17 protein-coding genes are annotated in these 12885 nt (G+C 47.2%); 16 read left to right on the forward strand and 1 reads right to left on the reverse strand.

Going from position 1 to position 12885, the window contains the following annotated elements; all coding sequences use genetic code 11:
- Positions 1-4 precede the first annotated feature (4 nt).
- The 6 genes from ITG12_RS27300 (at position 5) to ITG12_RS27325 (ending at position 4063) form a co-directional block, all read left to right on the forward strand.
- A complete protein-coding gene (locus tag ITG12_RS27300; protein ID WP_248875144.1) occupies positions 5-568 on the forward strand; it encodes a hypothetical protein in 564 nt (187 codons plus the stop codon).
- On the forward strand, positions 568-1095 hold the full coding sequence (locus ITG12_RS27305; protein WP_248875146.1) for a hypothetical protein: 528 nt from the start codon (positions 568-570) through the stop codon (positions 1093-1095). Before ITG12_RS27300 ends, ITG12_RS27305 begins: the two co-directional genes overlap by 1 nt.
- Entirely contained in the window at positions 1092-2051 is a 960-nt protein-coding gene (locus ITG12_RS27310) for a type II secretion system protein (protein WP_248875148.1), read from the forward strand. The genes ITG12_RS27305 and ITG12_RS27310 overlap by 4 nt, the downstream gene beginning before the upstream one ends.
- Before the next feature lie 13 nt (positions 2052-2064).
- Positions 2065-2445, forward strand: coding sequence for a hypothetical protein (locus ITG12_RS27315; protein WP_248875150.1), 381 nt, complete (start codon positions 2065-2067; stop codon positions 2443-2445).
- A gap of 188 nt (positions 2446-2633) precedes the next feature.
- On the forward strand, positions 2634-3665 hold the full coding sequence (locus tag ITG12_RS27320; RefSeq protein ID WP_248875152.1) for a trypsin-like serine protease: 1032 nt from the start codon (positions 2634-2636) through the stop codon (positions 3663-3665).
- A 113-nt stretch (positions 3666-3778) separates the two neighbouring features.
- The gene (locus ITG12_RS27325; RefSeq protein ID WP_248875154.1) at positions 3779-4063 is read left to right on the forward strand and encodes a helix-turn-helix domain-containing protein; all 285 of its coding nucleotides are present in this window, start codon (positions 3779-3781) and stop codon (positions 4061-4063) included.
- A gap of 3 nt (positions 4064-4066) precedes the next feature.
- On the opposite strand, the gene ITG12_RS27330 is transcribed toward ITG12_RS27325, so the two are convergent.
- Entirely contained in the window at positions 4067-4450 is a 384-nt protein-coding gene (locus ITG12_RS27330; RefSeq protein ID WP_248875156.1) for a hypothetical protein, read from the reverse strand.
- 269 nt (positions 4451-4719) lie between these two features.
- Here ITG12_RS27330 and traF point away from each other — a divergent pair, with 269 nt between their 5' ends.
- From traF to mobC, 10 genes are all read left to right on the forward strand, one after another.
- Entirely contained in the window at positions 4720-5232 is a 513-nt protein-coding gene (traF, locus tag ITG12_RS27335; protein ID WP_248875158.1) for a conjugative transfer signal peptidase TraF, read from the forward strand.
- Between the two features lie 6 nt (positions 5233-5238).
- Entirely contained in the window at positions 5239-5754 is a 516-nt protein-coding gene (locus tag ITG12_RS27340) for a lytic transglycosylase domain-containing protein (protein ID WP_102388093.1), read from the forward strand.
- A gap of 347 nt (positions 5755-6101) precedes the next feature.
- Complete coding sequence (locus tag ITG12_RS27345; RefSeq protein WP_248875160.1) at positions 6102-6392, forward strand: hypothetical protein; 291 nt, start codon at positions 6102-6104, stop codon at positions 6390-6392.
- An 89-nt stretch (positions 6393-6481) separates the two neighbouring features.
- Positions 6482-7063 (forward strand): hypothetical protein, encoded by a 582-nt coding sequence (locus ITG12_RS27350; RefSeq protein ID WP_248875162.1) that lies wholly within the window; start codon positions 6482-6484, stop codon positions 7061-7063.
- Between the two features lie 10 nt (positions 7064-7073).
- The gene (locus ITG12_RS27355; RefSeq protein ID WP_248875164.1) at positions 7074-7373 is read left to right on the forward strand and encodes a hypothetical protein; all 300 of its coding nucleotides are present in this window, start codon (positions 7074-7076) and stop codon (positions 7371-7373) included.
- Positions 7370-7909: a hypothetical protein gene (locus tag ITG12_RS27360; protein ID WP_248875166.1), complete on the forward strand. Its 540-nt coding sequence runs from the start codon at positions 7370-7372 to the stop codon at positions 7907-7909. The genes ITG12_RS27355 and ITG12_RS27360 overlap by 4 nt, the downstream gene beginning before the upstream one ends.
- A 340-nt stretch (positions 7910-8249) precedes the next feature.
- The gene (locus ITG12_RS27365; RefSeq protein ID WP_248875168.1) at positions 8250-8657 is read left to right on the forward strand and encodes an H-NS family nucleoid-associated regulatory protein; all 408 of its coding nucleotides are present in this window, start codon (positions 8250-8252) and stop codon (positions 8655-8657) included.
- A 991-nt stretch (positions 8658-9648) separates the two neighbouring features.
- Complete coding sequence (locus ITG12_RS27370) at positions 9649-11583, forward strand: type IV secretion system DNA-binding domain-containing protein (protein WP_248875170.1); 1935 nt, start codon at positions 9649-9651, stop codon at positions 11581-11583.
- Positions 11580-12119, forward strand: a complete 540-nt coding sequence (locus ITG12_RS27375; RefSeq protein WP_248875172.1) for a DUF1845 domain-containing protein — start codon at positions 11580-11582, stop codon at positions 12117-12119. The genes ITG12_RS27370 and ITG12_RS27375 overlap by 4 nt, the downstream gene beginning before the upstream one ends.
- Entirely contained in the window at positions 12116-12856 is a 741-nt protein-coding gene (gene mobC / locus ITG12_RS27380; protein WP_248875174.1) for a MobC family replication-relaxation protein, read from the forward strand. The genes ITG12_RS27375 and mobC overlap by 4 nt, the downstream gene beginning before the upstream one ends.
- Positions 12857-12885 lie beyond the last annotated feature (29 nt).

Below are 12885 nucleotides of genomic sequence, written 5' to 3' on the forward strand. Positions count from 1 at the left end.
CAGCATGACATACACAAATCCAACCTCTCGAAAAAAAACGCCACAGGACAACACGGATGAACCCGTGACAGTAAAGCAGACGCATACCCCGTCGTCTGCGCCACCTTCATTTAAAAAACAATTGGGCGCCTCACTCATGGACTTCATTTTTTGGATGGGTCTCGCGGCCTTGGTGCTCGCCGGTATCGTTGCGATGGCGTCATCTGGGAAAGGACAACTGAAAGTCAACACCACCCTCACTGAAGTGAGTGAAATTCGCCAGGGCGCCGATGCTTGGGTCGGCGCGGGCACCGATACGACCGGCGTGAGCCTGCCCGAAATCTGTAAAGAAGGCTACGGCTACAGTAAAGCGACGTGGTGCAGTGCGAACCAATTTGGTGGCACGTACACGGTCACCACCAGTGCCAACAAATCGTTCATTGACATCACCATCAGCAACGTCGATGCCGAAAACATCCTGGCACTGGCCAACAAGCTGGCGCCGGTGAGCTCAGAACGCTGTCCAAAAGCGGACTCAAGCTGCACGAGCATTAAAACCTCTGGCTCTGACATCACTGTGACCATGTAATGCAGCGCCAAACTGGCGCCTCTGTGATCTCGTTTTTATTTGCGTTTGCGATAGCCGGCGGTGCGCTGGCTATCACCGTTGCCTTAAGCAGTAGCCTATTGCGACAAGGCGCATTACGAGAAGATTTTTCCTCGGCCATGACGGATGTGTTTACTTATACGGAGCACGCCATCAGTGCGCAATGGGAAGCGTCTGGCTGCCGCGCCCAGCTTATCTCGCCAACGGTGTCGCAATTAGTCAATGACTACGATGCGCCCCGTTACTTATTAACCACCCCTTACGCTATCGCTATCGACCTTCAAACCTCCCCAGGGTCAACATTCAGTGTCGGCATCAAAGTCACTGTCAGCCTCCCACAAGGGATGACGGGCTACTCACTGAAGACGCCCGCTATGCGGGTCGCTCAAGACGTATTTATCACAGGCCGTCGCCTGACACTTTATCGGTCGATGGCCACCATTCAATCCCAGCTGCAACTTCAGTATTTCGATGGTGAAAACGGCTGTATGCAACAGGACTTTTTATGATGAAACACCAACGAGGTCTTGGTCTTCTTGATGTGTTATTTGCTATCGCGTTGCTTGGCCTTGTGTATGCCGGCGTCGCAAAGTGGGCCCTCATCAACAAAGAAAAAAACGCGGCTCAAGACTACCGTAACCGGATTGAGCATGTCGTCGAAGCTTTGCAGAAGTACCAATACCAACAAAAGACCATTAAGCCCCCCGTCGCCGTGATTGACCAGTTTCCAACCAACCTTAACGATCTGGTGACCCCAGACGAACAGTTTTGGATCAACTGCACCGCGGCCGATGAAGCCGCAAGACGCTGCGTCAGACCGGACTACTTGCCTTGGTCTTCGCTACGTATTGGGTATGAGGCGGGCAGAAAAACCGTCACCATCGGCTCGGATTTAAGAGACATCGCTTATGCCCAGTTAACGTTCCCACTGTCTAGTACCGCCATACAACCTATCTATCGAGCAAAATGGGCCACCGAACTGCTCAAGGTGCCTTATGCCAAGGCACTCAGTAACGGCGATATTACCGTCATGGTTTATGACCCGCTCCTTTCACAGCTTTACGATGAGTTCTTACAACGTGATGGCAGCGTTCAGCTCACTGACGACTGGGATGTAGGCGGGAGATATTCCATCACCAACATCCAAGACGTCACGATTGCAAATTCAGATGGTACTCAAAAAATCATCAGTAAAGGGCTAGTCAATGTAATCACGGTAAAGCACGGAGACCGAGTAGACAAACCGTCGTGCCCTGACGGTATGGCTCCCGACATCATGCTCAGCATTGCCAACATATACATTGAATCCGATTTAGAACTGACCGGAAGTCAAAAGCCCTACCTAATGACTACCACCGATAGCTATTGGCAAGTCGGATTAGAAGTTCGAGTGAAAGACTTAAACACCGGAGATTTAAAAGTGGCTAACACTGGCGAAGTTACCGCCTTTACCCAATGTAAGTAACCAAGGAGCATATATGAAAACGCAGTATTTACTCATCCCCGCGCTGTGCTTAAGCACCACCGTGCACGCAAAAGTCACCTACGACGACGCACTGGAATCAAGCAAACCTTATGAATCCGCGAACGCAGCGGTACATAACCCTCCAGATACAAAAGGTTTAACCGACGCTGAATTCGACCCTGATGCATCAGAGAATGGGGATTTTGGAACCTGGGCAGCATTCACAGGAAACCCTTACTACATAGACTCTTCAATGATGTTCAAGGGAGACCCGACAGGACAGCAGTGCACCCCTAAAGGCTCTTATGGCAGCCAAGATTATGAAGATTGCACACACGTTGGAAATGGCGACTTTGATTGTGATATCCGCACCAAATACTACGAGTGCGAGTAGCCGTTAATAAGCCTTCAAAAGCGCCGTAATTTAACGGCGCTTCTTTTCAAGAATCAAGTATGCCGATCGATCATAAAAATGCGTTTTATAGAACAAATGATCATAGATAAAACAAGATGTTAATATCGTTTCATATGGTTAAATTTGATACAATTCGGCTAAGCAAGGAACCCGATTTAGGATAAATTATGCTCAACAAAACTTTTACATTCATCTCTTTTGCTCTTTTATCCAGTCAAGCGTTTGCGGTTGAAAACGGAACTCCCATAGACTGGTCACAACACAATAATACGGTTCGATTCGACAGCCAACAAACTGGGCGTCAAGGTTTATGTAGCGGCACCATCATTGCGGGACGCTACGTGCTAACCGCAGCGCACTGTCTTGAAGAATCAGAGCTTGATAGTTTCACTATTTCAACCGGCGATAACTATCCCGCGTCCAACCGAATTGGCCACCCAAACTTTGTCGAAGATGGCAGCTTCTCTGGTGAAGATATTGGCATTGTGACCGTAGCTCAACCAATCGAATACTCAAACATCCAATTCTTAAACATTGAAAACCGAGAAGAAAATGAGCCGATCATCATTGCGGGATTTGGAGGCACCATTGATACCCTCAACTCCGTTGCGCTGACGTTCAGTCATTACCACTGGGCCGATCATTTCGCTCTCTACGCCGACGTGGTTGACGAAGACAAGCACACCACCGGTGGGGATTCGGGGGCGGCTTGGGTAAATGAAGACAACGAAATAATAGCAGTGCACAAAGGGAGTACAGTCTATGTAGGAATGGAAGATGAACATCGAGAAACCTACGGCACTGACATCCCAGCTGTACAAGATTTCTTAACGAGCAACATTGATGGATGGCATTACCCAACCTTAGCTGATGCCAATGGTCGTACTACTATTACCGTACAATCCCTGCACCAAGGTGGTGTCACCGATTCAGCTTATACAGAGGGCGATGTCACACTCCTTACTCACGAGAGTACCTGCATAACGAAAGAGACAATTTCCCCCTTTGAGCAATGCACGTACGTCATTGAAAGCAATGGCGATGAAGGGGAACTGTTCTTGTCTGACTCTGAATCGGTTCACATCAACAAGCCAGAAGACAATGCCGGTGGCGGAAATTCTGGCGGTGACAGTGGCGGTTCTTTGGGATTTTGGAGCCTACTCTTACTGAGTATTGCCTCACTACGCCGTAAGTACTAAGATTTCGGACTCATTTGATATTGGCCAGCGCTCACGCTGGCCTTTTTATTGGGTAAGTAAATCTCTACACACCAACTTATCCACAGAAAACATGAACAACTTAGGGATAACTTATGCAAGATACTGATATTAAGCGCTTAACGCCTCCGCCTTTGATTGACCGCTCGGCCATCATCGAACTGATACAAAAAGAGTTCGTCAATTCACCGGAAGACCCTAAGTTCGATTGGATACTCCCTTTGATTCAGAGCATCCTCACTGAGTCAGTTCTCATCCATACCTACGGCAATCAAACCCAAGCGGCGGCGATGCTGGGGATACATAAAGACACGCTGCGTCGATATTATCGAGCGCACGCTGATTGGAAAAACAAGAAGGCCAATCAGAGTCAAAACTAACGCTCACCTGCGCCGACGATAAATCACCACGGCATAACCGATGATTAATACCATCAGTCCTGCAGCGACATGAAACCTTGTTGTTGACCACCAAGGTTCGCTGATTAACGCTTCTGTGTCATAAAAAATGGCTAGGTAGTGTAACACCGGTACAAAGCCGAGATAGAAAAAGACGCCAGAGATGGGCAGAAGATATTCCGCCAATGGGTTATGGAACAAGATAAACACAAGAAGCGCAAATGCTATGGTATGGATGTTCAGCATTTCTAATGTCACATCAAAAGGGATGCCAACCCACTGCTTAAAACCATTAGCAAGAAGCAAAAAGTACAAGCCTAGCCCACCAACAGTCACCCATACCCAATATTGTTGCTTGTGTTTCCCCATCGACGTCTCCGCATTCTTTTATGATAAGTGTAGCGTAGCTACCCGAGCCATCACCTTGTTTTAACGGCATAAAAAAACCTCGAACCGAAGTCCGAGGCAAATGTGGAATAATAAGTACATCAATAAAGAGTAACAAGAAGCGATTTTCTAATAGGGCCAAGAAAATCGAGACCAATTGTACCCATCCGTTATATTGCTGTGTTAATCGTATGTCATTTTGTTCACAGTTTACCTTATTATTCCCTAGCCATCAGGGAGCACTTAGAAACATGAAAACCAACGTTTTTTTCACGACGTTCATTGGACTGAGCCTAGTCTACATTCTGGGATTTCGCATTAATTTAACCTCTTCCTATCCGCTAGGTGTGTACCAAATCACGACTTCCCCGCCCTACCAGCGGGGTGAACTGGTCTCTTTCTGTCCCCCTAGTGGCAACGCAATAAACCTTGCTTTAGAGCGAGGCTATGTAAAGCACGGCACCTGCTCAAGTGGCAGCACACCACTCATCAAGAAAATCATGGCCACTCAAGGCGACACCATTACCTTCGATAGTGTTATCAGCATAAACGGTGAAGCACTCACGCAATACCCAATCCATGCTGCAGATAGCCTTCATCGAACATTACCTAAGCTTCAAGACCTCACTCTGAATAAAGGCGAAGTCTTGCTGCTTTCAGATTTCGCCCCCTTTGACAGCTTCGACGGCCGCTACTTTGGCGCCGTTAGCACTGAGGCTATTCTCGGGCGGGCAACACCCATACTGACTTTTAAAGGAGGTTAGCTTCCTATGATAGACATCACCCCATACACCGACTGCATTTATCAAGTCCACCCGACCACCATCGAACAAGTCATAAAAAACGAATCGAGCTTCAAACCCTTCGCAATCAACGTCAATAAGCTTCCAGGCCATAGCCCACCCAAATTTAAACAACCGAGAACAAAAGAGGAAGCCATCGACTTGGCGAACTACTACCTCTCTCTTGGCCACTCGGTTGATTTGGGTCTGATGCAAATCAACACAAGCAACCTCAAGGCTTACGGCGTCACGATTGAAGAGATGTTTACCCCCTGCAAAAACATCCAGGTTGGCTCGAAAATTCTTCATGAAAGCTACCAACGCGCACTGAAAATAAATCCAGAGCCGGGCGCTGCGCTGCAAATCGCGCTCTCCTATTACAACACCGGCAGTCCTAACCGCGGCTTTAGAAATGGATACGTCAAAAAGTACATCAACAGCAGCATCACCCGACGTGTACGCGCAGCGCCATCCAGTATTTCAACTCAAGGACTTTATGACTAAATAACAAGACAACGTTCGCGCACGAATTTAGCGAGGAATGAAAGAAATGACGAAACTCCGGTTTGTACACATGCAGGATACATTTTATCTCGTCATTTCTTTCACTATCAGTATAGGAAAAATTTTTCGCAGACAAAAAAAATGCCCATATGAGATATGGACATAACGGAAGATTTTCACTTTTGCTGTTTTTTGTACTCAACGCTCCATCGCGAGCCAAGGCTTATTGAATTACCTCATATCATGCTAACTCAAGTAATGCAGGACAAGAAGTGTCCTAAGGGTATCTAACTAAATCCTAACAAACATCTAACCAAAATACCCTCGATACAAAATGGACGCTCGTCATGCCATTTTTAAGCCTTAGAAACGGTACTCAATCCCCAAAACTTTCGCCTTTCTCTTTCCCTAACAACATCAAGGATGTGAACGAAATGGACAATGAATTACCCATTTTAGAATGCGATATCGAGCTGATGAGGCGGCTCAATGTGCCAAGCCAAACCACATTAAAACAAGCTTCATCTGAGTTTGCCGCTTATTGGCAACGGGTGAGAAAAGAGGCAGACATGCGTGAAAAAACACCCGTCACCGCGTCACACGCAGCGCCGAGTAAAAGAAATGACACCAAACCGTGAATGAATTTCACGCTTGGAGTGTTGGTGCCACCTCTTTCATAACACCCTACCTTCTCTTAATTAACATCTCAATCAAAAAGAGCTCCCCCATGCAATACGTTTTACTTCCCACCTCCAACGACCAAACCTTTCTTGCCGATTGCAAGGAAATCATCGCTATCAGGGAAGGCGTGACAGACCAACCGAAGTTTGATGAATCACACCTCACCTATCGCCTCCTGTATGGCGCCTATAAACCTCAAACCCACGCGAACTACACCGCAGAAGAAGTTAAAGCGGACATCAGCAAAGCCATTGACCAATGGCTGATCCACATTGATGGCAAACGCATCATCGATTTGAGTATCGAGGCCATTGTAGTTTCAGACAGCATAATCAAACGCCAATGCAGCACATTAGCCCACCCAATAGAAACCCAAGATGTGGCCTTTGCCGCCCTGGTCAAGGCACCTGCGTGCTTTGACATTGACAACAGACATTACCAAACACGCACCGCTTATTTACGTTGGGATGGTATCGATGCCATCACCACACTGATGAATCGAAAAGGGTTATTTGCCTTCACCAGTGAAGACAAACGATTCACGCCAGAACAACCATTAACGAAGAAGAATTGGCGCTACTACGTTGACCATCTGCGGATGCTTAAAGAAGCCCGCCGTGCACAATAGGATAGTAAAAATGACCATTGAAAAACCAGATCACCCATCACTCATCGAACAGCTAGCCAAGGAAGCTAATCGAGGCTGTGGACTCAGCTTTGAGCTCTATAGCAGACGCTTTCAATCCTCTATAAACGCACTTCTAGAACGTCTACCTGACGACGAAAAAGAAACAGCGATTGCACTTGCAGAGCTGCATGGCTACGAGCGTGACCAACCCAATGTTGTGCAAAGTTCCACACCAGACTGGGATGAAGACACTCGCTATTGTTCTCACGGTATTGAGCTCGGTTGCTGCCCAGCGGGGTGTGGCGAATGAGTGACGTAACCAATAAAGGAAACAGCACGATGAACTCAAACGTTCAATTGACTGATGAGGAAGAGCAAGAACTTCAAGCATTCGAAGAACAGCAATATCAAATGACTCTCATCAGCGATTTAGGGCCCTCTGGTTTTACTGAAACCAACGATGAACTTCATGCCTTTGCAGGCAAAGTGGTAGCAGAAGCAAAAGAAACGCTCCAGAAGAAACCAATACAGTGTCGCTTATGGGGCTTTCGCCATGATGGATATGAGATGTTGTCTTTCGACTTGTTCAGTGACGACAAGTCACAATGTATGCCTATCACCATCACGGCCTGTCACGAACAAAATTTAGAGGGTTTAAATGAACCTGACGTGTACGACATGGTGGAAGCATGGCACTTAGCCAGCCTCATCATTCGCGGTTTGGACGCCCACATCAAAACTGGACGTCACTGTAATGAAGTGAATGAGCGGCTTCTCGCTCATCCGCTAAAAGGAGACGAAACCAACGGTAAAATCAACTTGTGGAAGGATGAACAAACAAAATAAAGGAGACGATGAAACCTGCCCTGAGTTGCGAGAAAGAAACAAGCCACACCGTCACTAATAACAGTAGTATCAATGCGTTGATATTTCCAGCGCTCGATATCGCGGTGGAAATCATCGCGCCCTGCGAGAGTTAAAACACGATCAACGAAATGCACAGCGCGATAACTTCCACACTCAGATTAGCACCTCACGAAACATTTTCCACCCACCGTCTCACTTATCCAACTATCCATCATGAGGAAGACTGGAAACCTCCAGGATCTATTTCCAGCCGATTGTGGGTAGATGGATAAGTGATTAAGTCCTCTGACTCAAACATCAACTAAAGGCAACACAAATTATGCAAGACATCATCAAAAAACTCAGCACCCCAAGACAAGCGAAAACGGTGCTCAAACACGCCAGTGTTGAGCAGCTTGAACGCGTCTTAACTGTCATTACTGAGTTCAAACAAGAGAAAGAACTGGAAGCTCAAATACAAGCCGAGCGAGAGCAGCAAGAGCGCCAAGAGCTCGAAGCGATGCGCGAGCAAATCATTAATAAGGGGCTCGACTTTGACAAGTTGTGTGATCTAATGAAGCCGAAAAAGAAACCCCGTAAGGCAAGCAAAAGCGGCACCAACACGCCATCAAACACCTACGTTTATGGTGACAACAAAACGTGGAATGGCGTGGGCGAGATGCCCGCGGAATTACAAAGTTTGCTTGATGAAGGCTTCGAACTTTCGGACTTTATCGCGCAGTCATAAACCCGTTTTTCACCATAACACCGCCTCTTCTACGCTCTCAATGCGCGCTTCACGCGCACCATTCATTGTGCCATTTCAATCCCCTAGGATTGTTAAATAGCGCAATAACGAACACGCAACATGACCATCCTTGAGGATGGGACGTGTTGTCCTTTCGTGAACGTCTCGTGTCAATTTTCCTTTCAAATTTCAATCCCAAAGGATTGTTAAAGAGAAAGAAAAATTCGATGCACGAGGAGTGAGCGCTTAAAAAAGACCGCCAGCAAAAACGCGAAATTCGTCGCCGCCAAAGTGTGGATTCCGGCGTTCCACGCCCCACTTTGGCAAGACACATTGAGCGAAACAGCGCGGGCTTTTTTGCTACGTGATGAGACTCAAGCTGCGCTTGAAAGCGAGTCCGTAGCCCTAGCTTCAAAAACATTCAATCGCGCAAGCGCCCCCTCTGCGGGGCTTGATTGATAATGATTTTTGGAGTGCGAAAGATGCACATCGAGAGCATCTGAGACACTTTTCGCCCCAGCGAAAATGCCTCAGACGGGGGAGCCGAAACAAACGCCCGCCCCAGCGAATAGGCGAGACCTCCCCAGAGGTCGGTTTGTTTTGGGGGCTTGCCCCCGAAAACCGTTGAGTAGGCGAGACCAAGCTCGTCTGGGTAGCGGAAAACGAGAATTTTGAGCAAGCAAGGTACGCAGCGGCCAAAAGGCGACATTTTCCACTTTCAGAGGGGCTTGGTCTCGCGTAGCGAGGCGGTTTTCGGCCTTTAATTAGAAGGATCAGCGCAGGGGCGTCCAGCCCCGAGCATGAGCCTTCTAATTTATTGAAAAAGCACCGCTTTTTTAATATTCCCCTTTCAAGGGGAACCCCATTCCTTGGAGCGTTCAGCGTAAAGGTTTGGGGATTCTATCGGTCTCTGTTGTCGGTCTTACCTTAAGACCAATCACAAAGACCGACAACAGAGACCGATAACATTCAATCAAGGAGTATCAAGATCATGTTTGATATGATCATCAATCCCATTTTAGATCTGTCTTTACTGGCACTCTCTCAACTGTATTTGCTGACGTTTTACTATGCCAGCGTACTCAGTTTTCTCTCCGGTTTGATCTCCCCAACGATCTACTTTGACAAACCGGAAAAAAACGAAAAAGGCTCCCTATTGCGACGCCTGTTTATCTTCGTTGCGATCTTACTTTTTTTGTTTGGGACACTCGCCAACGTCACCATTCCAACACTGATTGCTATGGTACAAACCGCCAGCTACGTACCCGTTTCAGAATTGGTGTATCCGTTTATCTCGTACTTCTATATTCCGCTGTTCTTCGTTGGTGTGGGCACCCACATTGCCATTCGCCGAGTCGCGACACCACATCTGAACCAGCTTAAATCTAAGTTCACCAAACGCACGCAAATGGCGCGTGATGAACGCACCGACGTGCGCACGGTAAAGCACTTTTTACCGGAAACGCTGGCGTACGATCCCGAAGACTACATTGATCTCAATAAAGGTGTGTTTGTCGGATTGGATCGCGTACATAAACCGCAATACATCCCACTGGCTGACTTCCAAAAACAGCACGCGGACATCATCGGCACCACAGGTGCCGGTAAAGGGGTCGCCTCAGGATTGATCTTGTATCAACTTATCCTTGCTGATGAAGGCGTGTTTGTGATGGACCCTAAAAATGATGAATGGGCACCGCATTTGATGAAGTACGCCTGTGAAAAAGCGGGCAAACCTTTCTACCTGATTGACCTAAATAAAAAAGTGCCTCAACTCGATCTTTTAGCGGATGCAACGCCGGAACAAATCGAAGAGATAATGGTGGCTGGATTCAGCCTTGCCGAGAAAGGCGACGTGGCTGATTTCTATCGTATCGACGACAGAAAAGCGGCCAGAGAAGCCCCAATGAAGGCAACGGAAGAAGAGCGCCAGTCATTCAAAGGACTGTTCAGTTCACTCTATGTTCAAGGTCTTGAAGACACCATCAAAGCGTTCTACGGCAAACTTGAAGAACTCTCGTTAGTCGAGTCCATCAATGCGGTTGGCGGCATGCGACTGCAAGATGTGTTCGACCATGGCGGCTGTTGTTACGTCATTGGCTCAATGCGTAATTCGAAGATATTGATCACGCAGAAGATGATCTTAATCCGTTTATTTCAGCTTGCTGAAATGCGCGACCGTGTAGCGGGTAAGCCGCGTCCCATTGCCATCTTCTTGGATGAATTGAAATACCACATTTCAAAACCGGCGATGGAAGGTTTGGGCGCCGCACGCGACAAAGGCGTGCACATGCTTCTTGCCCACCAATCGATTGCCGATTTAAAAGACTGTCCGGCCGATCTTAACGGTGATGCCGTGGTGGGTGCAGTGGTCGAGAACACGAAGTTCAAATTGGTGTATCGCTTACAAGATCCCGACACCGCCGAATGGGTGTCTAAAATGTCCGGCACTATCTTGGTGGATGACGAAACTCGCTATGTCGAATCCAGCAAAACGCTCAATGAAGTGGTCGATGATAAACGCAACATCAGAATGGCCGAGAGGCAATATGTCGATACCAACATGTTGCTCAACCTGCCCAACTTTGTGAGCTATATCTTCACAATGAATGACGTTCCCAAGCCATCCTTGATTGCGCCGATCAAAGTACAAAAACAAACCCTCGTTACGTTCGATGAAACGCATCAAGAAAAAGAGCTGGAGATCTCTGTTGTGGCAGAAACGCGACAAGATCTGGATGACCACTTAGCTTCACCAGAAGCGATAAGTGAAACAAATCAAGCGCCTGATGAAGACCTGAATCTTGATGCGTTCAACACTCAACCTGCCCCCCTCGAACCTCACGACGAACAAGCGTTAGAAACTGAGGTTGATGAGAAAGAAGTTGAGGCATTTCTAAAGAAAATTGAAGGAGTGGAACAATGAAGCTGCACAGTAAACGTCTGTTATCGATATGGGATCACCACACCTACAGCGCCCATAAAAAGAAAATTAAAAAGCCCATCGATGGGCTTTTTATTTTCCAATCGCTTTTCTCTGTTGAAGCATTTGCGTCACGACCGGCTCAAAACCTGACCACGCAACTGGCCAAACGTACCGCCGACGCGTTACTTGAAAAAGTGCGCGCTCTGCGTAATGACATCAATCAACAGCACCGCAAGTTGATCAATGACTGCGACAGTGAAGACATTCGAAAAATCATAGTCAATGAGCCCATCGATGTGGCGGTGGAGTCGCGCCACTATACGCCAGCAAGTGTCATGTTAATGAAGGTCTTTTTATCTTGTGATGCGTACTTTGCTGCGCTTTATCAAGCACGAATGGAAGGCGAGTTAACCGAAACAGAGATGCAACATCATCGAACCAACACGACCGTTCAACTCGATGAACTGTTACGTAATGTGCATCGAACTTGCCTCTCTTTTCACAAGGTGCGCAAAGAAGCGGAGGCAAAAACATGAACCAATTGATCGCATCCAGACAAGCACGCTTACAGCGCAACCAGGAGAAGATGGCAACAGTAATACAGTTCCTCAAAGAAGAAGTTTATTCTGATATTACAAATCTGACTTTGCTTCTTCAGTATAAATCTCGACGCCCTTTAGATAGGTTATTAAACAAACTTATTCACCTTGGTTACCTCCATAAACATGAGTTTGAGTTTCAAACGGGTAAGGTTTCCATTTGGGGGATCACCGATTTAGGGATCACGCAGAACATCAAAAGCATCAATGAAGACTTTCGTCCTTTTGAGCCGCATCGAGTGAAGTTTCCAACACTGGAGCACAAGCTTATGAATCAAAAGGTACAAATTTACTTGCAGCAAAATGGTTGGAGCGATTGGCATAATGCCGATCAGTATTCGTTTCGGCACCGTTATGACGTGGAACACCGGCCTGATGCCATCATGACGACCCCAAACGGGTTTACTATCGCGATAGAAACAGAGCGAACGTTAAAAAACGCGTCTCGATATCGTTCGATATTCAAGAGCCATATCTTGGCGAAGCAAAAAGGTTATTGGAGCGCCGTGTTTTACATTGTCCCCAATGAAAACATGAAGCCACTGCTCGAAAAGCGCTTTGACCGCATTGAATACATTCCTTTCAGCGAATCCAAACACCCGTTTGAACATTACCGTTCAAAGCTCGTGCGTATCTTCACGCTCGACGAACTCAAAACCCTCACCCTTCAATAATTTCATCACTCACGCCTCCCTATCGATGC

Origin of the sequence: Vibrio sp. ED002 (assembly GCF_023277445.1) — a bacterium.
Taxonomy (GTDB): domain Bacteria; phylum Pseudomonadota; class Gammaproteobacteria; order Enterobacterales; family Vibrionaceae; genus Vibrio; species Vibrio jasicida.